The organism is Streptomyces yokosukanensis (genome assembly GCF_001514035.1).
Taxonomy (GTDB): Bacteria; Actinomycetota; Actinomycetes; order Streptomycetales; family Streptomycetaceae; genus Streptomyces; species Streptomyces yokosukanensis.
On sequence record NZ_KQ948207.1, the window covers coordinates 435,095 to 455,340 of the forward strand.

The following is a 20,246-nucleotide window of genomic DNA, read 5'->3' on the forward strand; positions in this document are numbered from 1 at the left end:
CCACATCGAGAATGTCGATTCACTTCCCTTGCGATCACTTGTGTGGACGGGTGTGGGGTGTGTGGCCCCACCACAGGCGGGTGTCGTCGTGCGCCCTGGCGTCGGGGCGCAGTGCGGTCGTGGCGAGGGCGAGGACCGTGCGTGGATGCAGCAGTACGGCGGAACTCCGGGTCATGTGCATCGCGGCAAGGAATCGCCGGAACACGTCCGGGTCGGCGGACATGGTCCGGTGCGCGCACGTCAGCAGAGTGTCCGTGATGCGGGTGGAGCGGGCGGCGGGGCCGCGCTGCCAGCCGCGGTCCTGCGCCGTCGACATGATCCAGGGCCGGCGGGTCAGAGCAGCCACCCGCTGCTGGAAGGTCTGAGTGAAACCCTGACCGGTCAGGGACCGCGCACGCATGAGCATGGTGTGCAGCAGGTCGGCCTCCATGGCGGCGACACCCATCCCCTGACCGTAGAGCGGGTTGAAGGCGCAGACCGAGTCGCCGAGTGCGATCAGCCCGTCGGGCCACGCCGGCAGCCGGTGGTAGTCGGTGCGCCGGTTGGCGCAGTGGGCGTAGGGGCGTACGGCGGACAGCGGAGCGAGGTGGGTGAGAAGGTCGGCCAGGGGGGTGCGCAGGCTCTCCGCGAAAGCGGTGAAGCCGTCCGGGTCATGGGGCGGGTGATCGCCGCCGGAGCCCTGCAGGGTGACCAGAAGGCGGTCGCCCTCGACTCGCGTGGCCATGAACCCTCGGCCGACTCGGGGTGCCTGGACGATCTCCATGGCCGCGGCCCATGGCGGCGTGTGCGGCTCGGGGGCGGCGTACAGCCGGGAGGCGTAGCCCACATGCGCGTCGATGACCGTCGACGTGACGGCGGGCAGGCCCAGTTCGGTCAGCCAGTCCGGCAGGCGGGAGTTGCGCCCGCTCGCGTCCACCACCAGGTCGGCGGCGAGGACGTCCGGGATGCGGTGTCGCTCGTGCGCGTCGGCGCCGACACGCCGCTCGCCGCGTGTACGTACTCCGGTCACCAGGCCGGGATCGCCGATCAGGCCGGTGATCCGTACGCCCGCACGGACGCGGACGTTGCGCAGGCTCCGTACGCGGTCGCGCAGGCGGGTCTCGAGCAAGGGGCGGCTGAAGGTCTGCAGGGGGATCCCGGTCCTGGCACGCGGCGACCAGCAGGTCGGGAACCGGAACGCCACGATCTCCCCGAAGTCCCCGCCCGGGGCGCCGGCATCGGTCAGCTCGTCGCGCAGTCCGGGAAACAGACGCTCCATCACCTCCGCGCCCCGTGCGGTCAGACCGTGCACATGGTGTCCCTGAGGCACGCCGGGGCGCTGCCGGGGCTCCGTCGGCAGCGGGTCCTGTTCGAGGATCTCGACCCGCGGAAACGGTCGGCCAGCACCCGGGCCGCCAGCAGACCGGCGATTCCCGCGCCGACGACCAGGGCCCGGCCCGACCGGACGGGACGGGCCGCCAGCAGACGCGCGCTCATGGTCGACCACCCGTCAGGAGATCCGTGACGAGGGCGGGTTCACCCGGAGGCACGAGCCGCGCATAGCGCAGACAGGTCCGGCTCCAGAGCAGGTAGCCGCTCATCGCGCTGCGCATGCACTCCGCGAGCGGCGCGAGGACCGCGGTGTCCTGCCGAGGCCGGCCGTCCCGAAGCGTCCCCTCCAGCGCGACGAACTCCTCGCACCAGCTGTGTATCAGCCGCTGGATCTCGGTGATCGAGGTGCTGCGGTCGCAGCCGACTTCGTGCTCGATGACCAGGACCAGATTGTGAAGGTCGCCGCGGGACTCCTCCTTCTCGACGGAATGGACGTCGTTGAGGGTGTCCACGACGTCGGCGGTGATGTCGAGCATGCGGCGGACCGTTGCGTCCGCGTCGAGGTGGGGCGGGACTTCGAAGCCGTACGCCTTCTGGCTGAGGTCCAGCATCGCGTAGACGAAGCCCGTCTTTCGCCGCAGGGAGAAGTACTCGGCCCGGGTGGGGGTGCGGCGGTGTGCCCGGTTGCGTGCTTCTTCGGCGTAGGCGGTCAGGTACCACCGCCAGTGCCGCCCGGTGCGCTCCAGCCAGGCGGGCGACGCCTGGTGGGCCAGGCGGCGCCACACCTGCGCGAACGCCCCGACCAGCGGCCCCGCACCGGTCGGCGCGACTCCGCCCGAGCTGATGACGTCAATGAAGGTGGCGCAGGCCGCGGCGACGCGGCGTGGCCGGGTGGCCAGGGGACCGTCGAACTGGTCGTCGAGGAACGTGGCCACGACGACCGCGTCCACCGCCAGATCCAGCTGGTCGCCCGAGGCTCGCGGGACCCATGCCGCCATCAGCCCGGCGATGTCCCAGCGCAGAAAGCGCTCCTGGTCGACGGGGTGTGTCACCAGGCCCTGGCGCCGGCACCGGTCGAGGCTGCGCTGCCGGGCGCCGTCCGTGTCCGGACTGACGTCCGGAGCGAAGGGAAGGTGGAACACGATGTCCTGCGGCATGACCATGAGCCCCTCCTGCGACCGCCCGCCGGCGTGACCTGCGTTCACGCCTCCGCATGGCCAACATCCCCGATGCGAAGTGCGAGCAGGCGACCAGGAGGCGTTTTGGCGACAAGTAGTCATGGCTGGCCGAGGAATTGCTGGTTCGCGGGTGGAGAGTCCGGCGGTCCTGGCCCGATCTCGCGCGCCGCCGCGGAAACGGCGGGCCGACGTGGAAGCCGCGGTCGTATGTCTGGGACATCAGGATGTCCCGCGAGGCGGGCCCGCGGAAGTACCACGCTTCCGGAAGGAGAGGTACGTGTGTCCGACCGCGCGAGGTGAAGCGCTGTTCTCCTCCTACGACGCGCTGTTGTGCACGGACGGGTCGGCGCGGGCGCTGGTCGACCTGGCCTGCGCGCCGGGCTGCGCCGGGGGAGAGGGGCTCCTCGAAGTCGGTTCGCCGAGGCGCCGTTCGCGCGGGGCCCGGACGAAGAGGGCGGCGGCAGACCGTACGGCACTCGGGCGGGCTACGGAACGGACCGTACGCCGTGCGGTGCGAAAGGGCGAGGCCGAAGTGGCGGCACCAGGTCCGGCGTTGCTGCGGGTGTTGCCGCAACATCTGCCGGTCCGTCGGCCCTGACCTGCGGCTCGTCGGTGTTGCGCGCCGGTGGGGTGGGGTGGCAACGGGCCCTGGACGTTGCCGGTTCGGCGATTGCCCGGCGCAACGGTCCCAACGGTCGCCATTGTGTGGCTCGTTCGCACGGCGGCCCATCCGGGGCGCGCCGACCCGGCCGGTGCCCGCCGGGATGAGGAAGGGAAGGTCCGATGGATCGTTCGCTCGTGTCGGTGAGGTCGGCACTCGTGCTGTTACTCGCCGCACTGGCCGGTGTGGCCGCCGGCCTGCTGTCGGTGCTGGCCGGCAACGGGATGGTGGGCGGCGTGCTCACCGGGCTCGGCGCCGCGGGCGGAGCCGTGACGGTGTTCAACCAGGTGATCGCCCCGGACACCGTCCACCGCGAACCCGCTGTACGCCGGGCGGGAGCCAAGGGCGGTGGCGTCCATGGGTGAACTGCGCCCACTGGCCCCGGACCTGACACCGGAGTGCCGGGCATTGGCCATGGCGCTGCGGGAGCTGTTCGAAGGCCTGGAGGTCTCGGTCCGCCGCTACGCGGCCCGCCGCGTGCGCGACGCAGGCACCTTCTCACGCTATCTCAGCGGGACCCGGGTCCCGCCCTGGGAAGCGGTGATGGACCTGTTCACCGATGTCGCCGAACACCGCGGCATGGCCGCCACCCCGGACGCCATCGAACTGGTCCGCCGCCTGCACCGGGCGGCCGTCGAGACCAGCACCTCACCCCGCCACGCGGTCGAGGTGCTCGAGCAGCAACTCGCCGAAGCCGACCGTGTCTCACGCCGCTCCACCGCCCGCGGCGACGCGCTGAGCGACGCGCTGCTGGACCGCAAGCATCGCATCGCCGATCTGGAGGTGCGCCTGAACCAGTTGGAGGCCGAATGGAGCGCGGAGCGGGAACGAGCCCAACGCCTCGCCGCGGCCCACAGCGACGCCACCGAGTTGCTCCAGGAACGCGACCAGCTCCAGGACGAGGTCACCCGCCTGTCGTCCCAGCTCCACGAAGCGCAGAAGCAGCGCGACGAAGCCGAGGAGCGTTGCACCCTGCTGGAACGGCAGCTGGAAGCGGTCGAGCAGGTCCAGCCCGTCGTCGCCGTGCCACCGGCGGCCCCGCGGGCCATGCCCAAGGTGCTCATCGTCGACGATCAGCCGGACAACCTGTTGGCCATGACCGCCGTCCTGTCCACCCTCGACCAGGAGCTGGTCGCCGTCTCCTCCGGCCGCGAGGCACTCAAGGCCCTGCTGGACCACGAGGACTTCGCCGTGATCATCATGGACGTCCAGATGCCCGACATGGACGGCTACGAGACCGCCGCCCACATCAAACGGCGCCCCCGCACCCACGACGTCCCCATCATCTTCCTCACCGCCATGGGCACCGACGCCGAACACTCCGCCCGCGGCTACGCGGCCGGCGCGGTCGACTACATCGGCAAACCCTTCGATCCCTGGGTCCTGCGCGCGAAGGTCGCGGTGTTCACCGGCATCTATCTCGAACAACGCCGCCTCGCCCGAGAGCAATGACTAATTGCCTTGACAAGTGTTGTCGCAACAACAATGATGGATGTGTGAACACGACCAGCGGACTCCACGACCACCTCGGCTACTGGCTCCGGCGCCTGTCCGACGAGGTCCACGGCCGGTTCGAGGCCGAACTCGACCGGCATGGCGTCACCGTCTCCCAGTGGGGGGTGATGATCAGTGTGTTCCACGGCCATGACACCACCAAGGCCGTGGCCGCACACATGGACATCGACCCGGGAGCCGTCTCCCGTCTGGTCGACCGTCTTGCCGTCAAGGGCCTGATCCGTCGTGAGCCGGACCCGGTCTCCCGGCGCACGGTCCGGCTCGTACTGACCGAACAGGGTCAGTCCCTCGTGCCGGAACTGGCCGAGATCGCCGACCGGAACGACACGCACTACTTCGGCTCTCTGGACGCCGACCGGCGCCGGCAGCTGGAGGAGTGGATCAGGCACCTGGTGGGTGAAGCCCACCCCGCACCGCACACCCCCCCTGAAAGAAGCGAACGATGAGCACCTCGCTCTCCCTCACCAAGTCCGTCAGCATCGACTGCCCGTACGACCAGGTCTACGCCTTCCTCGCCGACCCGGCCAACTGGCCGAAGTGGGCGGTGGTCAACGTCCGGTCCATCGAGCCCACCGACGACCCGGACTGGTGGCAGATGTCCACCCCGCTCGGTCCTGCCAAGCTGCGTCTGCGCGGCAACTCCGAGTTCGGCATCCTCGACCACGACTTCGTCGACGACACCGCCTCCTGGCGGGTGCCGGCCCGCGTGGTCCCCAACGGCGACGGCGCCGATTTCATGATCACCTTCCATCGGCCGCCGACCCTGACCGAAGCCGCCTTCCGGGAGCAGGCCGACCTGGTCGACACCGAACTGGCCACCCTCAAGGAGATCCTCGAAGCCGACCGGACGTGATGGCGTCGACCCGCTGCTGCCGCTGGCAAGCTGTGGTGGTCATGTGGTGCCGATGCCTCCGAACGGCCCCGCTTTCCAGGGGCGCTCGCACTCCGTCCGGCCGACCCTCAGGAGTCGCATGTCCCTGCCCGTACCCCGCCGCCGAGTCGCCGTCATCGGCACCGGCGCCATTGTCACCGGCAGCCATCTCCCCGCGCTCAGAGCCCATGCCGAGCGCGTCGAACTCGTCGCCGCCGTCGATGTGGACGAGCGCAAGCTGGACGCGTTCCGGGCCGCAGCGGGTGCGCGGGTCGCCGGGTTCGCCTCGACCGAGGCCATGCTGGACACCGTACGTCCTGACCTGGTCCTCGTCGGGACCCCGCCCGCGCTGCACCGGGAGCAGACCGTGGCCGCGCTCAGAGCCGGCGCCTGGGTGCTGTGCGAGAAGCCGCTGTGTCTGTCCCTCGCCGAGTACGACGACATCGCCGCCGCCGAGGAAGCCTCCGGCGGCTACGCCTCGGTGGTCTTCCAGCACCGGTACGGCTCCGGCGCCGTACACGCCCGGGACCTGATCGCGCGCGGTGAGCTGGGTGCCCCGCTGGTGGCGCACTGCCAGACCACCTGGCACCGGGACGCCGGCTACTACGCCGTGCCGTGGCGCGGCCGCTGGGCCGGCGAGGGCGGCGGCCCGACCATGGGCCACGGCATCCACCAGTACGACCTGCTGCTGCACCTGCTGGGGGAGTGGGAGGAGGTACGGGCGATGGCGGCCCGGCTGGTCCACGACGTCGAGAGCGAGGACGTCTCCACCGCCCTGGTCCGCTTCCGCGGCGGCGCCCTCGCCACCGTCGTCAACAGCGTCCTGTCCCCGGACGAGGTCAGCCGCATCCGCGTCGACTGCACCGACGCCACGCTGGAGCTCACCCACCTGTACGGGCACGCCAACGACGACTGGGCCTACACCCCCGCCCCGCACGTCGACCCCGAGCGCGCCCGGGCCTGGCGCACCCCCGCCGCCGACGTACCCAGCTCGCACACCGCCCAACTCGGCGCCCTCCTCGACGCGTTCGACACGGGCGAGCGGCCCCCGGGCAGCGGCTCCGAGGCGCGCGCCACCCTGGAGTTCGCCGCCGCCCTGTACAAGGCGGCGTTCACCGGGCAGCCGGTGCGGGCGGGCGAGATCGGACCCGGCGACCCCTACTACGCGGCCATGCACGGCGACCACCCCGACTGGGCCCCGAAGGAGCGCGCATGACCATCAGAGTCAGCCACGTCCACGGCGAGCACCTCGCGGTCGAGGCGCCGAACGGCACCGAGATCCTCCGCTACGTCTACCGCCCCGATCCGGACGCCTTCGAGGCTCGCAAACCGTACGCCCACCCGGTGCGGACCCTCGCCGGGAGCACGGTGACCGGATACCGGCCGAGCGACCACCGCTGGCACAAGGGCCTGCAGATGACGGCCAGTCACCTGTCCGGGCAGAACTTCTGGGGCGGCAACTGCTACGTCCACGGCGAGGGTTACCTCCGGCTGCCCGACCGGGTCGGCTCGATGCGGCACGACGGCTTCACCGACCTGACCGTCACCGACGAACGCCTCGACCTCACCGAGGAGTTGACCTGGGTCGAGAACGGCGGCCGGGCATGGGCCCGCGAGGTGCGCGGCCTCGCCGTGCACACGGTGGACGAGGAGACCGGCGCCTGGACCCTGGACTGGTCCATCCGCCTCACCAACGTCCATGACCAGACCCTGCTGTTCGGCTCGCCCACCACCGAGGGCCGCGAGAGGGCCGGCTACACCGGGCTGCAGTGGCGCGGTCCGCGCGACTTCACCGGCGGCGGCGTGTTCACGCCGGACTCCGAACCGGGCGTCGGCGCCGAGAGGGCGATGGGCACTCAGGGTCCGTGGCTGGCCTTCACCGCCGAGCACGACGGGACCGACACCCACTCCACGCTCGTCTTCGCGCACGCCCCGGAGAACCTGGACGAGTCGTCCGCGATCCATGCCTCGCACTGGTTCGTGCGCTCCGAGCCGATCCCGACGGTCGCGTTCTCCTGGGCCTTCTTCGAGGAGTTCGCCCTGCCGCCGGGGGAGAGCTTCGGCTACCGCTACCGGGTCGTGATCGCCGACGGCGCCTGGGACCGCGACCGGGTCGGCCGCCATCTGGAGGGCCTGCCGTGGTGAGCGAAGCCGATCCCGCGCCGTCCCATCCGCTGCCCGGAGCCATCGGCCTGTCGCACCTGAGCGCCTACGACTGGGAAGCCGCCGACGGCGTCTGCGGCGGCAGCCCCCACCTGCACCTGGTCTGCACCGAGGCGTACGTCGTCACCGGCGGCCGGGGTGCGGTGCAGACCCTGAGCCCCGACGGCTACCGGGACATCCCGCTGCGGCCCGGCTCCGTCGCCTGGTTCACACCGGGCACCGTGCACCGCATGGTGCAGGGCGGCGATCTGCGGATCACGGTGCTGATGCAGAACGGCGGACTGCCCGAGGCCGGGGACGCCGTGTTCACGTTCCCGCCCGAGGTGCTCGCCGACCCCGACCGCTACGCCGCCGCGGCCACCCTGCCGCCGGGCACCGGAGCGGACACCGAGGCCGCCGCCCGGCGCCGCCGGGACCTCGCCGTCGAGGGCTATCTCGCCCTGTGCGCGGCCATGACCGCCGGGGACCGCGGCCCCTACTGCGCCTTCCAGCAGGCCGCCGCCCGCATGGTCCGCGCCCGGGTGCCCGCCTGGCGCGAGCTGTGGAGGGCCGGCGCCCTCGCCGCAGCCGAACGCACCGGCGCCCAACTCGACGCCCTCGACTCCGGCGACCCCGCCCACCTCGCCGACGCGACCGCGTACCGGAGCGAGCCGAGCCGCCTCGGCGGCTTCGGGATGTGCGGACGCCGGGACGAGTACGCCCTGCCGGGCACCACACCGCCGTACGACGGTGAGCCCGCGAGCTAGTGGGTGAGGGCGGGAGCTAGGAAACGGTCCTTCGCGGCAGCGTGCCGTCGAGGACGGAGATCAGGATCAGGGCGAGGCTGACGCCGATCATGATCCAGGCGATGAGGTGGACGCCGCTGTCGCTGACGCTGGAGTGGAAGACGATCCCGGTGATGGCTGACGACGCGATCGAGCCGATGTAGCCGAAGGCGCGCAACAGCCCGGACGCGGTGCCGAGTTGTTCGGGGGGTGCCTGGGAGTACAGGGCGGTCTGGTTGCCCGCGGCGGAGAATCCCATGACCAGGCCGAAGAGGAGAGTGATGACCACGACCCAGCCGATCCAGGCGGAGGCGCCGAGGACGAGCACCCCGGCCGAGCCGAGGAGGCAGGCGATCGCCGCGGCGACGACCGGGCTGCGGACCAGATTCCGTCGGGAGACCGGCGAGATGACCAGGCCCGAGACCACCGTCATCGGGAGCAGGAGCAGACCGGCTTCCGTCTCGCCGACTCCCCGTGCGCCCTCGACCCACTGGGTGATCCCGTACAGGACGACGTACAGGCAGAGCGTGGCCAGGCCGAACCGCAGATAGGTGCCGGCGAGCGCCCTGTTGGACACGAGCATCCGCACGTCGAGGAAGGGCGTCTGGGCGCGAAGTTCCCAGAGTACGAGCGCCACCCACAGCACGACAGAGATGCCCAGCAGGTACCAGTTCGCGGTCGGCAGCCCGAACAGGAACAGCAGCAGCGCGATCATCGCGAGGGCGAACCCGGCGATGCCGCCGAGGTCGAGGCGTGAGGCCGTCTCCCGCAAGCGCAGCGGGCGGCCGAGCGGGCCGTCGGGCGAGACCCAGGTGAGTGTCGCGACGAGTGCGATCAGCGCGACCGGTACGTTGGCGAAGAAGACCGACCGCCAGCCGAGCACGCCGACCAGGGCCCCGTCGATGGGCAGTCCGAGGGAAGCGGTGGCGATTCCGGCGATCTGCAGCCCGCCGAGCACGCCGCCCGGCGGCTTGTCCAGCCCGGCGCCCTGCGCACGGCGGTGGATGAGCAGCATCGCGGTCGGATAGGCACAGGAGGTGTCGAGGCGGGTTCAGTCGCGGGGAGCGATCTCCTTCCCGTCCGCGTCGCGGACGGTGATGGCCAGCATCGGGCAGATGTCGGCGGCTTCCAGGGCGCGTTCGTCTCCCTCCGGGATGTGCTCGCTCACCGGGCGTGAACGGTCCTCGTCGAGGACGAACAGGTCCGGTGCCGTTCCGGCGCACATACCGGAGCCGATGCAGCGGTCGGAGTCGATGTGCAGGTGCCAGGTCATGGCCGCCTCACCACCCCACCGGCATCACGCGAGGGCCGCGCACCAGCATCTCGGTCTTCCATGTGATGTCACCGGCGACGTGCAGCCGTGGGAAACGGGCCACCAGAGCGCCGATGGCCTCCTGGAGTTCGAGGCGGGCCAGGGGGGCGCCCAGGCAGTGGTGGACACCGTGGCCGAAGCCCAGATGGGCGTTGCCGCTGCGGGAGATGTCGAGCGTGCCGCCCTCGGTGAAGCGCAGCGCGTCGCGGTTGGCGGCGCCGATGGCGACCAGTACCGGCTCCCCGGCCCGCACCAGCGTGCCACCGACCTCGATGTCCTCCTTGGCGTAGCGCGGCTGGCCGGCTCCACTGCCCAGCGGTACGAAGCGCAGCAGCTCCTCGACCGCGCTCGTGATCAGCGTGGGCTCGTCGCGCAGGCGGGACAGCGTCTGCGGATGGTCGAGAAGGGTGAGCACGAAGTTGGGGATCTGGGTCGCGGTGGTCTCGTGGCCGGCGACGAGAACGCCGACGCACAGATCGACGAGCTCCAGCTCGGACAGCCGGTCGCCGTGATCGCGCGCCTCGATCAGCGCCGTCATCAGGTCGTCCTGCGGCTGCCGGCGGTGGATGGTGATCAGCTGGGCCATGTACGCGCGCAGCTCTTCGCGATTGCGGTCGAACTCCTCGGCGGTCAGTGAGCTGGTGGACAGTGCCGCGTCGCTCCACGCGCGAAACCGCGGACGGTCCTCCTCCGGCACCCCGAGAAGCCGGCAGATCACCGCGACCGGGATGGGCAGGGCGTAGCTGTCGACCAGGTCGACCGGAGGCCCTGCCGCCTCCATTCGATCGAGCAGTGTGGACGTCAACTCCCTGATCCGCGGGCGCAGTTTCTCGACCTGCCGGACGGTGAAGGCCTTGGCGACCAGCGAGCGCAGCCGGGTGTGGTCGGGTGGATCCATGCTGAGGATCCCGCTGTCCCGCCGGCCCTCGGAGGAGCGCGGTTCGTCGTGTTCGAGGCCCAGGGCCCGGCTGAAGCGCTGATCGCCGAGGACCAGCCGCGCGTCCGCGTAGCGGGTGGCGAGCCAGGCCGGCTCTCCGTACGGCAGCTGGACGCGCAGCAGTCCCGGAGCCTCCCGGGCCTGCTCGTACGCGTCGGACAGGGCCAGGTCCCGGCTGGAGTTGAAGGGATAGGCGAGGGGTGTGTGATCCGTTGCCGTCACTGCTGCCTCCCTTATGTAAGCATGCGCTTACAATGCTAATACGTACATACCGGGCGGTCAACGACGGTAATCAGCCGTTACTCTTACGGCTCCTCGTCAGGCGCGGGCAGGCTCACGGCGGCAAGGGAGCAGACGGTGGACACCAGCGAGCACACGCGGCATCAGGACCGGCCGGGCGACGGCCCCGTGACCGAGAACGCCCCGCCCCGGCCGCGTGACGCCCAGGGGACCCGTGCACGCATCCTCCACGCGGCCGGCGCGGTCTTCGCGGAGCGCGGATACGAGGCGGCGACCGTCCGTGAGATCGCCGGCCGCGCCGAAGTGAACCAGGCGCTCATATTCCGCTACTTCGGCTCCAAGCAAGCCCTGCTCACCGAAGTCATGGCCCAGGGGGGCAAGGAGCAGCTGATCAACACGCCGGCGGAGCGTCTGTTCGAGACCGCGCTGCGCGGTGTCCTCACGAAGGGCGGCAAACCCGGCACGGACCGGTTGCTGGCCGTCTACCTGCGTTCCATCGGCAGCGCCGACGCCGCCCCGGAGACCGTCCGTGCGCTGGGGGAGGAGTACGCCGCCGCGCTCGCCGCCCTCTCCTCGGCCGACGACAGCACGTTGCGTGCCCAGCTGGCCATGGCCTGGCTGCTGGGCATCGGCCTGATGCGGGTCGTGGTCGGCCAGGAGCCGCTGGCGAGCGCCGAACCGGACGAGATCTGCGGCCACGTCCTCACGGCGCTCGAAGGGCTCCTGAGCGAGGATGGGCGCGAGTAGGCGAAGGGCGGCGCACCCCGGCGAGACCGAGGACGGTCAGTGCCGCACAGGCGACGGCGGCGACGTCCCGCTCATGGATCGGCGCGGTCGGTGCAACGGGCCGGTACAGGACAACAGCACGATGCGGTCCACCCCGGCGGCGCGGGCGGTCTCGATGACGCCGTCGACTCCGTCGTGGTTGGCGTAGAGGAACACCTGCCCGACGCCTTCGAAGCCCGGGCCGAGGCCGGCCGGGACGGTGGGATCCGCGGCGAACACGCCGCCGCCGTCGGGGAACCGGCCCGGCTCGGGACGCCGCGCCGAGACGCACACGGGAAACGGGCCGCCAAGAGCTGTTCCTGGGGAGCGTCACCGTGGCGTGGTCATGGGGTCTGGTCGTGTCCGGTGAGCATGTCGATCAAGCTGTGGGGCGCGTTGTCGCCGAAGCAGAACTCGTTGACGCGGACGGCATGGGTGAAGGCCTCGGCGCTGCGGGGGAAGAGGGCCTGCTCGTACGCGGTGAGCGCGGCCTCGATGTCGTCGGGATGCGCGGCGACGGCCTTGCCGAGTTCGGCGCCGTCGTACATCGCCAGGTTGGCGCCTTCGCCGGACGGCGGCATGAGGTGGGCGGCGTCGCCGAGCAGGGTCACCCCCGGCACTCGATTCCACCGGTGGCCGCTGGGCAGGGCGTGGATCGGGCGCAGGACCGGTGCGGTGTCGCCGTCGGTGATCAGTGCGGTCAGCTCCGGCGCCCAGCCGTCGAACTCCCGCGCGATCCGGGCTGTGGCCACGGCGGGATCGGTGAAGTCGACACCGGCGAACCAGTCCTGCGACTTCCGGAGGGCCACATAGGTGTGGAGGGTCTCGCCGCTCTCCCGGTGAGCCTGGATCCCCTTGCCCGGCGCGAGCGCGAACAGCGCCCCGCCGCCGACCGCTTTCGCGGCGGCCGGGTGCCGGCTGTCGGCGTCGTACAGGTAGGTCTCGATGAACGAGAGGCCGACGTACTCGGGTGACGCGTCGCAGACCAGCGGCCGGACCCGTGACCACGCGCCGTCCGCGCCGACCAGCAGACCGGTGGCGACGCTCGTGCCGTCGGCGAACGTCACCTGGTGGCGGCCGTCGCCGAGGGCGCGGACGCCGCTGGCCTTGTGGCCCCACCGGACGGTCCCGGCCGGGAGCGAGTCGAGCAGGATCTGTCGCAGCGCACCGCGCTGCACCTCGGGGCGTCCACGGGTGCCGTCGTCGGGTTCGTCGAACAGGACGGTTCCGTCCGGGGCGAGGACCCGCGTCGCCTCGCGCCCCTCCAGGACGAGGCCGCGGAACTCCTCGATCAGGCCGGCTGCCCGCAGGGCCGGTTGGCCGTTGTGGTCGTGGATGTCGAGCATCCCGCCCTGCGGGCGTGCCGTCGGGGAGGGCTCGGCCTCGTAGACCGTGGCCGGGATTCCGTGGACGTGCAGGACGCGGGCGAGCGTCAGCCCTCCGAGCCCCGCGCCGATGATCGTGACCGCAGTGGTCATGGTGCTTCCTCCCTGATCGCGGACCGCTGGGCGGACGCCCGGCAGACACCTCTGGAACGCTGTTCCAGCGAGTCCAGAGTGGAACGGTGTTCCAGGCGTTGTCAAGCTGGAACGGTGTTCCAGGTAGGTCTAGGATGGGGTGCATGGCAGCCAGGACGCGTCGTCCGGAACGACGGCAGGAACCACTCTCCCGGGAGCGCATCGTCAGCGCTGCCGTCGAACTCCTCGACACGGTGGGCGAGGGCGGTCTCACGTTCCGCGCGCTGGCCGAGCGCCTCGCGACGGGCCCCGGGGCGATCTACTGGCACGTCACGGGCAAGACCGAACTCCTCGCCGCCGCCGCCGAAGCCGTCGTCGGCCCCGCCATCGCCGGCGCCGACACCGACGCGACGCCGCAGGAAGCGATCCGCGCCCTCGCGCTCGGCGTGTTCGACGCGATCGACGCCCACCCGTGGGTCGGCGCACAGCTCGCCCGTACATCGTGGCAGTCGCCGATGCTGCGGGTCTTCGAACGCGTCGGGCGCCAGGTCCAGGCGCTGCGCGTGCCCGAAGCCGCCCAGTTCACCGCGGCGTCCGCGCTGATGAACTACATCCTCGGCGTGGCGGGCCAGAACGCCGTCAACACCCGCACGGTCCAACCGGGCACGGACCGGACCGAGTTCCTGGACACCGTGGCGACCGCGTGGGCAGAACTCGACCCCGGCCAGTACGCGTTCACCCGGGACGTCGCCGGCCAACTGCGCGAGCACGACGACCGCACGGAGTTCCTCGCCGGGATCGACCTCATCCTCACCGGGATCGCCGCTCGCCGGTAGCCGCCGACCGGCCCACCCTCGCCGAGGCGTCGAGCCCCGAGTGCCGGTATTCGGGCAGTGGTGGGTCAGCGGGCCGTCTGGAGTCGGGGGAGCTCGCTGCGGGTGTCCGCGCTGTCGCCGGGTTGGACGGACGCGGGGCGGCTGGCCAGCAGTCCGGAGACCGTCTCGGGGACGAGGAAGGCGAGCAGCAGCAGGAGCGGCACACTCCACGTGCCGGTGGCGGCATGGAGGAGGCCCATGACCAGGGGGCCGGCTCCGGCGATGAGATAGCCGCCGGTCTGCGCCATGCCGGACAGCCGGGCCGCGACCTGCGGGGTGGGAGAGTGCAGGCCGAGCAGGGTGAAGGCGAGCGGGAACGCGCTGCCCGTGGCGACGCCGAGTGCGCAGATCCACACCCATCCGGCGTGCGGTGCGAGGAGCAACCCGAGGAGCCCGGCGGCCTTCGTCGCCGCGATGCCTGCGATCAGCGGGCGCCGGGTGGCCGGCCGGGCGGCGAGCACGGGGACGGCGAAGCCGAGGGGGATGCTGATGATCTGGATGACCGACACCATCATTCCGGCCTCCGCGCGGTTGTAGCCGTCGGCATGCATGATCTCGGGAAGCCACGCCATGAGCGCGTAGAACAGCAGCGAGACCAGGCCGAGGAAGGCGGAGACGGCCCAGGCGAGGGGGGAGCGCAGGAGGCTCGGTGACCTGTCGGAGCGGTGCGACCGCTCGTGCGCGGGCCGCCGGTGACCGCGTACGGCGAGCGGCCCCCAGGCGAGAGCCGCGAGCAGGGAGGGCAGCGCCCAGGCGGCGAGCGCGATACGCCATCCGGCGGCGTCGGCCAAGGGGACGGCGAGAGCGGCGGCGACGGCCCCGCTCGCTGCCATGAGCATCATCGCCACACCGGTGAGGGAGCCGATGCGGTCGGCGAAGTGGCGCTTGATGACGGCGGGCAGCAGGACGTTGCCGAGGGCGATCCCGGCACCAGTCAGGACCGTACCGGCGAACAGGAGCAAGGGCGAGGGCAGGGCTCGCATCAGCACGCCGGCGGTGAGGAGGGTGAGGGCCGCGGCCACGGTGGTCTCGGTGCCGATACGGCGCGCGATCGGCGCGGCGACGGAGGCGAAGACGCCGAGGCACAGCACGGGCAGAGTGGCCAGGACGCTGAGCTGTGCACCGGTGAGGTGGCAGGCGTGCTGGAGCTGGCTGAGCAGGGGCGACACGCCGGTGATGCCGGCACGCAGGTTCAGTGCGAGGAGTACCAGACCGACAAGGGCCCAGAGTCTGGCCGCGCGATGAAGTACGGGTGAGGTTTTCACTGTTTCCCTTGGAAATGCCCGAAGGCTTCCGCCGGCCGCGAGACGGTGTCCGCGGATGGGGAAGCCTTCGGGGAGTACGGGGAGTACGGGGTGTTCGGCCGGTGAGCGCTCAGACGAGGGCCGGCGTGGCTGCCGACCGGTTGTGGAAGGGGCACACCAGCTGGTTGGCCTGGCCCTTGGTGATCGCGGAGGCCGCGTTGGCGCCGGTGCCGCCGCCGAGGAGCTGGAGGATCTCGGTGGAGAGAAGGTCCTGCCTGCCCTTGAGGGCGTCGGCGGTGGTCTGGTCGGTGGCGAAGACCATCTCGGCCGCGATGTTGTCCTGCACGATGCGCGCCAGGTTGTCCAGGGCCACGGCGACCGGGTCGGCGGGCGTCTGAGCGGTCATCAGGTCGATCAGGTGCGAATCCACCTCGGACTCGTTCATGAAGTTCTTGATGATGATGCTGTTCTGGTTCAGCTCGTAGGTGGTCCACAACGACAGCACCACCGCGTACAGGCCGGACCAGGCGTCGTCACCGACCTGCTTGCGCCAGCGCGTCATCAGGTCGGAGACGCCCTGGATCTGCACCTTGGACGACCAGTACATGTTCGTCCGGATGCTCGGGTACACGGCGCCGGAGAAGTCCTCGAAGGACTTCATGTCGAACTCGCGCTTGCGGATGGTGTCGCTGATGTAGTCGTGCGCGTGGTCCAGGATGAACGCGCACGAGTCGTGGAGATCGGCCGGGAGGACGGCGTCCTCCAGTGTCCGGCGGGCGGTGTCGAGGGTGTTGGCGAACGTCTGGAGCGGCGTGATCCAGCTGGTGTCCTTGGGGCCCGTGAAGGCGACCATCGCGAGGTCGTGCGGGTCGACGTACTGCGCCTGTGCCGCCAGGATGTTCTTGGGGTCCAGGTACGGGGCGCAGACGGAGTAGATGCCGAGCGGGGTGTGGGCTATGGACTTGGCCAGCTCGAACACCTCGTCGACGGGCCTGATCGTCTCGATGACCTTGCCGTTGTTCACGAGGTAGTACGTGCCGCCGACCATGTCGTTGCTGACGATGATGACGGGGCCGAGGTGCTGGGTCAGGTTGGCGCGCAGGGTGTCGTAGTTGGTGCGCATGCCGGTGTCGACGGCGCGGATGTTGTCGCGGGCCGTCTTCTTGCGGGCGGCGTCGGTGGTGGCGGTGTCGGCGTGGGCCGCACCGGTCGCCGCGACGTTGGTGAGAGCGGCGGCCGCCGCGGTGGCGGCGGTGGCGGCGAGAACGGTTCTACGGGTGGGCACTTTCTGTCATCCCCCTCGAAATGGCGCGCGATATCCCCATATACGCGCGTAGTGCAGGACGCTTGCCCCCGGCGGCCGTCGGATGTGCGGCCGCTTTCCGTGGCATCGGACGTCGGCGTCGCAGATCGGCGTCACAGATCGGCGGCGCGGCTCGGCGTCGGACATCACGGTCTTCTCGATCAGACGGCGTCGCCGCCCAGCGGCGGCGGGACGCCGTGCCGCCGCGGAGAACGGATCGTACGGGGGCAACTACCGTTCTCCGCGGCGGAGTTCCGGTCCGATCCGGCGTCAGCGCAGGGACGCGGCGGACGGAACGACCACGCCGTACAGGTCGGCGACGGTGGCGAGAGCGCTGTGGTGGAGCTGCGCGGCGGAGACCTCGGCCACGTCCGTCCGCAGCGACCGTGTGGCGGTGGCGTCCGCCACCACGGTGGGCCGGTTCCCGCGCAGGAACGCGCCCTGGGCGGTGAAGGCGATGCACATGTGCGTCATGAAGCCGGCCAGCACCACATCGGTGTTCCCGGCCGCGTCCACCAGCTCGCCGAGGTCGGTGCCGTGGAACGCGTTCGGGGCCTGCTTGGTGACGACCGACTCGCCATCGAGGGGCGCGACCCTCTTGTGGATCTGCCCGATCTCGGCGTTCAGGTCGTACGGGCTGCCCTCGCCGCCGTCGTGCCGGACGTGGATGACCTTGGCACCGGCCGCTCGGGCAGCCTCCAGCAGCTCCACCGCACGGTCGAGCGCCGCCTCCCAGCCCTCCAGCTCCATGACGCCCTGGGTGTATGTGTTCTGGATGTCGATCAGGATCAGTGTCGACTGCCCGAGCGCGGCCGGGGTCTGGTCGAGGGCACTGAGATCACGCAGGGTTTTCGAAGGCACAACTGCCCTTTCTCGCACAGTACATCGGAAGTTTTCGGCCATCCGCAGCGGCCGAGAAGACGGTACGATCCGGCCCAGTTGGCGGCAATGTCGTAAAACTTGCAGATAGTGACATGCCGCCCGGACATCCGGGGGGAACCGAATGAGCCACATCCGAAGACTTGTCGTCATCGTGCTGTTCGAAGGCGTCGATCTCCTCGACATCACCGGACCGCCCGAGGTATTTGCGCTGCTGCGCCGTGAGATGGAGGGCGACCCCGGCTATCACGTCAGCTTGGCCGCCGAAAGCCTGCAACCCGTGACCACCTGCGCCGGAGTGCGTGTCGTCCCCGACATCACCTTCGAGGACGCGGCCCGGCGCCGCATCGACACCCTGCTCGTCCCGGGCTCCGTCGACGTCGACCACCGTCGCCAGATCCATGCCCTCGTCGACCCCGACGTGGTCGCCCGTGTCAAGGAACTCGCCGGGCGGTCGCGCCGTATCGCCTCGGTGTGCGTCGGCGCACATCTGCTCGCCGCGGCCGGACTGCTGGACGGCAAGCGGGCGACCACCCACTGGTCGACCGCCCGGCAGCTGGCCGCCGACCACCCGGCCGTCGACGTCGACCCGGACCCCATCTTCATCCGCCAGGGCAACATATGGACCGGCGCAGGCCTCACCGCCTGTCTCGATCTGTCGCTCGCCCTGGTCGCCGAGGACTTCGGCGAACCCGCCGCCCTGCGCGTCGCCCGACAGCTTGTCATGTACCTCAAACGCCCCAGCGGCCAGAGCCAGTTCAGCGTGCCCCTCGAAACCGGGCCCACCTCCCGCCGCATGGATCAGCTGCGCCTCCACATCAGCCAGCACCTCACCAGGCCGCTGACCGTCGCCGACCTGGCCACCCACGCCAGCATCGGCGAGCGCCACCTCAACCGGCTCTTCCGCGACGAGATGGGTACCACACCCGGCGCCTACGTCGAATCCGTACGTCTCGAAGCGGCCCGCAGCCGACTGGAGACCACGGACGACACCCTTGATCGCATCGCGGTGCTCTGCGGGTTCAAAACCATCGACACCCTGATCCGGGTCTTCCGTCGGCGCCTCGACATCACCCCTACCGAGTACCGCAACCGGTTCCGGCACGCCGTCACCCACTGAGCACACCGGAGGTTCGCCGCGACAAGGGGCCCTCGGGGGGGGGAGCGCCCCGTCAAGCGGCGGCGGGCCTCGTCAGGGGGCGGCGGGCGTCGTCAAGGGGCGGCCGGCCTCGACGCGCGCCGCGCCACGGCGTGGGAATCGGTCGGTGACGTGGTTCGGCTTGACTTCAAGTGCACTCGAATTCGTAACGTTCCGGACATGAGCACTGCACAGCACAAGATCGGATCTGGTTTCGGCGCCACCAGCACGGCCGACGACGTCCTGCACGGCATCGATCTCACCGGAAAGCTCGCCCTGGTCACGGGGGGCTACTCGGGCATCGGCGTCGAGACCACGCGCTCGCTCGTCGAGGCGGGCGCCCACGTGGTCGTGCCCGCCCGCCGCCCCGCCGTCGCCCGGCAGGCGCTGGCCGACATCCCCGGCGTCGAGCTGGACGAGCTGGACCTCGGTGACCTGGACAGCGTGCGCGGCTTCTCCGAGCGGTTCCTCGCCTCCGGACGCACCATCGACATCGTGATCGACAGTGCCGCGATCATGGCCTGCCCGGAGACCCGGGTGGGGCCCGGCTGGGAGGCCCAGTTCGCCACCAACCACCTCGGCCACTTCGCCCTCGTCAACCGGCTGTGGCCCGCGATCGCACCGGGTGGTGCCCGGGTCGTCTCCGTCTCCTCGCGCGGCCACCACTTCTCCGGGATCCGCTGGGACGACGTCCACTGGCGGCGGGGCTACGACAAGTGGGAGGCGTACGGCCAGGCCAAGACCGCCAACGTCCTGTTCGCCGTCCAGCTCGACAAGCTCGGCCGCGACGCCGGCGTCCGCGCCTTCGCCCTGCACCCCGGCGGCATCATCACCCCGCTCCAGCGGCATCTGCCCAAGGAGGAGATGATCGAGCGCGGCTGGATCGACGAGGACGGCAACGTCCTGCATCCCGAGGCCTTCAAGACCACGCAGCAGGGCGCGGCCACCCAGGTCTGGGCGGCGACCTCGCCGCAGCTCGACGGGCTCGGCGGTGTCTACCTGGAGGACTGCGATGTCGCCGAACCCGCGCGGGAAGGCGACGAGAGCGCCGGCGTCAAGGACTGGGCGATCGACCCGGACCAGGCGGCTCGGCTGTGGGAACTGTCGGCGGAACTGACGGGCGTCGACGCGTTCGCCGCCTAGGCACGGCGATCACCTGACCGAGTGCCGGACGCCTGGGCCCGGCGCTGGGTGGGTGTGGGGTGGAGACGAGGGTGGGAGGCGCCTCGTACTCAGGTGTCGTAGATGGGGACGCGGGCCGCGAGTTCGGCCGCGAGGTGTCGGGCTTGCGCTCCCCAGTCGTGGTCGGTCATGCCGAAGTGGTGCAGGACGTCGAGGAGTTCGTGCGCTTCGGTGAGGGTGAGCAGGGGCAGGCGCGGTTCGGGTGTGTCCGGTGCGTCGGGTGCGGGGTGGAGGAGTTCGTTCACGCCGAGGGCAACGGACGTTGCCTGTGCGGGTTACGGGGACGTGCCAGGCCCGGGCGGTGTCTTTGCCGAAGTCATGCCTGCGGCCCGAAGGCGACCGCGTCGGCCGGTGCCGATGTCCCTGCTGCCTTGCGCCGGATGACGACGCGTGCGCCATGCGGTTGGGCCGGATGCCGCGTCCGGATGCGGGGGGCGTCGGTCCGGCCGCA

General features: G+C 71.0%; 23 protein-coding genes. 11 read left to right on the plus strand and 12 right to left on the minus strand.

What is annotated here, in order from left to right; all coding sequences use genetic code 11:
- Window positions 1-34: 34 nt before the first annotated feature.
- The 3 genes from AQI95_RS05055 to AQI95_RS05065 are packed head-to-tail and all read right to left on the minus strand — an operon-like array spanning window position 35 to window position 2,474.
- On the minus strand, window positions 35-1,258 hold the full coding sequence (locus tag AQI95_RS05055; protein ID WP_159056455.1) for an NAD(P)/FAD-dependent oxidoreductase: 1,224 nt from the start codon (window positions 1,256-1,258) through the stop codon (window positions 35-37).
- A gap of 20 nt (window positions 1,259-1,278) precedes the next feature.
- Window positions 1,279-1,476, minus strand: coding sequence for a hypothetical protein (locus AQI95_RS05060; RefSeq protein WP_067117958.1), 198 nt, complete (start codon window positions 1,474-1,476; stop codon window positions 1,279-1,281).
- Window positions 1,473-2,474 (minus strand): terpene synthase family protein, encoded by a 1,002-nt coding sequence (locus AQI95_RS05065; protein WP_067117961.1) that lies wholly within the window; start codon window positions 2,472-2,474, stop codon window positions 1,473-1,475. The genes AQI95_RS05060 and AQI95_RS05065 overlap by 4 nt, the downstream gene beginning before the upstream one ends.
- A 798-nt stretch (window positions 2,475-3,272) precedes the next feature.
- On the opposite strand from AQI95_RS05065, the gene AQI95_RS05070 reads away from it, so the two are divergent.
- The 7 genes from AQI95_RS05070 to AQI95_RS05100 all read left to right on the plus strand — a co-directional run bounded on the left by AQI95_RS05070 (window position 3,273) and on the right by AQI95_RS05100 (window position 8,445).
- Window positions 3,273-3,515 carry a hypothetical protein gene (locus AQI95_RS05070; protein ID WP_067117964.1) on the plus strand — a complete coding sequence of 81 codons (243 nt, stop codon included), beginning with the start codon at window positions 3,273-3,275 and terminating at the stop codon, window positions 3,513-3,515.
- The gene (locus tag AQI95_RS05075) at window positions 3,508-4,602 is read left to right on the plus strand and encodes a response regulator (protein ID WP_067117968.1); all 1,095 of its coding nucleotides are present in this window, start codon (window positions 3,508-3,510) and stop codon (window positions 4,600-4,602) included. Before AQI95_RS05070 ends, AQI95_RS05075 begins: the two co-directional genes overlap by 8 nt.
- Window positions 4,603-4,646: 44 nt before the next feature.
- The gene (locus AQI95_RS05080; RefSeq protein ID WP_159056456.1) at window positions 4,647-5,111 is read left to right on the plus strand and encodes a MarR family winged helix-turn-helix transcriptional regulator; all 465 of its coding nucleotides are present in this window, start codon (window positions 4,647-4,649) and stop codon (window positions 5,109-5,111) included.
- Entirely contained in the window at window positions 5,108-5,518 is a 411-nt protein-coding gene (locus AQI95_RS05085; RefSeq protein ID WP_067117974.1) for an SRPBCC family protein, read from the plus strand. Before AQI95_RS05080 ends, AQI95_RS05085 begins: the two co-directional genes overlap by 4 nt.
- Before the next feature lie 118 nt (window positions 5,519-5,636).
- Window positions 5,637-6,752: a Gfo/Idh/MocA family protein gene (locus AQI95_RS05090; RefSeq protein ID WP_067117977.1), complete on the plus strand. Its 1,116-nt coding sequence runs from the start codon at window positions 5,637-5,639 to the stop codon at window positions 6,750-6,752.
- On the plus strand, window positions 6,749-7,681 hold the full coding sequence (locus AQI95_RS05095) for a DUF6807 domain-containing protein (RefSeq protein ID WP_067117980.1): 933 nt from the start codon (window positions 6,749-6,751) through the stop codon (window positions 7,679-7,681). The genes AQI95_RS05090 and AQI95_RS05095 overlap by 4 nt, the downstream gene beginning before the upstream one ends.
- Complete coding sequence (locus AQI95_RS05100; protein WP_067117983.1) at window positions 7,675-8,445, plus strand: cupin domain-containing protein; 771 nt, start codon at window positions 7,675-7,677, stop codon at window positions 8,443-8,445. Before AQI95_RS05095 ends, AQI95_RS05100 begins: the two co-directional genes overlap by 7 nt.
- A 16-nt stretch (window positions 8,446-8,461) precedes the next feature.
- On the opposite strand, the gene AQI95_RS05105 is transcribed toward AQI95_RS05100, so the two are convergent.
- From AQI95_RS05105 to AQI95_RS05115, 3 genes are read right to left on the minus strand one after another with little or no spacing between them, the layout of a single operon-like run.
- Window positions 8,462-9,478 (minus strand): MFS transporter, encoded by a 1,017-nt coding sequence (locus tag AQI95_RS05105; RefSeq protein WP_208614072.1) that lies wholly within the window; start codon window positions 9,476-9,478, stop codon window positions 8,462-8,464.
- A 36-nt stretch (window positions 9,479-9,514) separates the two neighbouring features.
- Window positions 9,515-9,736, minus strand: coding sequence for a ferredoxin (locus AQI95_RS05110; protein WP_067117986.1), 222 nt, complete (start codon window positions 9,734-9,736; stop codon window positions 9,515-9,517).
- 7 nt (window positions 9,737-9,743) lie between these two features.
- Window positions 9,744-10,934, minus strand: a complete 1,191-nt coding sequence (locus AQI95_RS05115; RefSeq protein ID WP_067117989.1) for a cytochrome P450 — start codon at window positions 10,932-10,934, stop codon at window positions 9,744-9,746.
- Between the two features lie 135 nt (window positions 10,935-11,069).
- On the opposite strand from AQI95_RS05115, the gene AQI95_RS05120 reads away from it, so the two are divergent.
- Window positions 11,070-11,699: a TetR/AcrR family transcriptional regulator gene (locus tag AQI95_RS05120; RefSeq protein WP_341849452.1), complete on the plus strand. Its 630-nt coding sequence runs from the start codon at window positions 11,070-11,072 to the stop codon at window positions 11,697-11,699.
- 36 nt (window positions 11,700-11,735) lie between these two features.
- Here AQI95_RS05120 and AQI95_RS05125 read toward each other — a convergent pair whose 3' ends face one another.
- Window positions 11,736-12,011, minus strand: coding sequence for a Rossmann-fold NAD(P)-binding domain-containing protein (locus tag AQI95_RS05125; RefSeq protein ID WP_067117993.1), 276 nt, complete (start codon window positions 12,009-12,011; stop codon window positions 11,736-11,738).
- A gap of 50 nt (window positions 12,012-12,061) precedes the next feature.
- Window positions 12,062-13,195 (minus strand): FAD-dependent oxidoreductase, encoded by a 1,134-nt coding sequence (locus AQI95_RS05130; protein ID WP_067117996.1) that lies wholly within the window; start codon window positions 13,193-13,195, stop codon window positions 12,062-12,064.
- A 143-nt stretch (window positions 13,196-13,338) separates the two neighbouring features.
- On the opposite strand from AQI95_RS05130, the gene AQI95_RS05135 reads away from it, so the two are divergent.
- A complete protein-coding gene (locus tag AQI95_RS05135) occupies window positions 13,339-14,010 on the plus strand; it encodes a TetR/AcrR family transcriptional regulator (protein ID WP_067117999.1) in 672 nt (223 codons plus the stop codon).
- 65 nt (window positions 14,011-14,075) lie between these two features.
- Here AQI95_RS05135 and AQI95_RS05140 read toward each other — a convergent pair whose 3' ends face one another.
- The 3 genes from AQI95_RS05140 to AQI95_RS05150 form a co-directional block, all read right to left on the minus strand.
- Window positions 14,076-15,314 (minus strand): MFS transporter, encoded by a 1,239-nt coding sequence (locus AQI95_RS05140; protein WP_067118002.1) that lies wholly within the window; start codon window positions 15,312-15,314, stop codon window positions 14,076-14,078.
- Between the two features lie 109 nt (window positions 15,315-15,423).
- On the minus strand, window positions 15,424-16,578 hold the full coding sequence (locus AQI95_RS05145; RefSeq protein WP_067118005.1) for a hypothetical protein: 1,155 nt from the start codon (window positions 16,576-16,578) through the stop codon (window positions 15,424-15,426).
- A 288-nt stretch (window positions 16,579-16,866) separates the two neighbouring features.
- Entirely contained in the window at window positions 16,867-17,457 is a 591-nt protein-coding gene (locus tag AQI95_RS05150) for a cysteine hydrolase family protein (RefSeq protein ID WP_067118008.1), read from the minus strand.
- Between the two features lie 142 nt (window positions 17,458-17,599).
- Between AQI95_RS05150 and AQI95_RS05155 the strand changes: the two genes are divergently transcribed.
- Complete coding sequence (locus AQI95_RS05155; protein WP_067118011.1) at window positions 17,600-18,595, plus strand: GlxA family transcriptional regulator; 996 nt, start codon at window positions 17,600-17,602, stop codon at window positions 18,593-18,595.
- 198 nt (window positions 18,596-18,793) lie between these two features.
- Complete coding sequence (locus AQI95_RS05160; protein ID WP_067118014.1) at window positions 18,794-19,756, plus strand: SDR family NAD(P)-dependent oxidoreductase; 963 nt, start codon at window positions 18,794-18,796, stop codon at window positions 19,754-19,756.
- An 89-nt stretch (window positions 19,757-19,845) separates the two neighbouring features.
- On the opposite strand, the gene AQI95_RS05165 is transcribed toward AQI95_RS05160, so the two are convergent.
- Window positions 19,846-20,040: a hypothetical protein gene (locus AQI95_RS05165; protein WP_067118019.1), complete on the minus strand. Its 195-nt coding sequence runs from the start codon at window positions 20,038-20,040 to the stop codon at window positions 19,846-19,848.
- Window positions 20,041-20,246: the final 206 nt, after the last annotated feature.

Excerpts from the sequence above, each read along its gene's own strand:
- AQI95_RS05155 (WP_067118011.1), top strand. The coding sequence starts at position 17,600 with ATGAGCCACATCCGAAGACTTGTCGTCATCGTGCTGTTCGAAGGCGTC.
- AQI95_RS05060 (WP_067117958.1), bottom strand. The coding sequence starts at position 1,476 with ATGAGCGCGCGTCTGCTGGCGGCCCGTCCCGTCCGGTCGGGCCGGGCC.
- AQI95_RS05110 (WP_067117986.1), bottom strand. The coding sequence starts at position 9,736 with ATGACCTGGCACCTGCACATCGACTCCGACCGCTGCATCGGCTCCGGT.
- AQI95_RS05105 (WP_208614072.1), bottom strand. The coding sequence starts at position 9,478 with ATGCTGCTCATCCACCGCCGTGCGCAGGGCGCCGGGCTGGACAAGCCG.
- AQI95_RS05085 (WP_067117974.1), top strand. The coding sequence starts at position 5,108 with ATGAGCACCTCGCTCTCCCTCACCAAGTCCGTCAGCATCGACTGCCCG.
- AQI95_RS05070 (WP_067117964.1), top strand. The coding sequence starts at position 3,273 with ATGGATCGTTCGCTCGTGTCGGTGAGGTCGGCACTCGTGCTGTTACTC.
- AQI95_RS05130 (WP_067117996.1), bottom strand. The coding sequence starts at position 13,195 with ATGACCACTGCGGTCACGATCATCGGCGCGGGGCTCGGAGGGCTGACG.
- AQI95_RS05075 (WP_067117968.1), top strand. The coding sequence starts at position 3,508 with ATGGGTGAACTGCGCCCACTGGCCCCGGACCTGACACCGGAGTGCCGG.
- AQI95_RS05065 (WP_067117961.1), bottom strand. The coding sequence starts at position 2,474 with ATGGTCATGCCGCAGGACATCGTGTTCCACCTTCCCTTCGCTCCGGAC.
- AQI95_RS05135 (WP_067117999.1), top strand. The coding sequence starts at position 13,339 with ATGGCAGCCAGGACGCGTCGTCCGGAACGACGGCAGGAACCACTCTCC.
- AQI95_RS05160 (WP_067118014.1), top strand. The coding sequence starts at position 18,794 with ATGAGCACTGCACAGCACAAGATCGGATCTGGTTTCGGCGCCACCAGC.
- AQI95_RS05095 (WP_067117980.1), top strand. The coding sequence starts at position 6,749 with ATGACCATCAGAGTCAGCCACGTCCACGGCGAGCACCTCGCGGTCGAG.
- AQI95_RS05055 (WP_159056455.1), bottom strand. The coding sequence starts at position 1,258 with ATGGAGCGTCTGTTTCCCGGACTGCGCGACGAGCTGACCGATGCCGGC.
- AQI95_RS05090 (WP_067117977.1), top strand. The coding sequence starts at position 5,637 with ATGTCCCTGCCCGTACCCCGCCGCCGAGTCGCCGTCATCGGCACCGGC.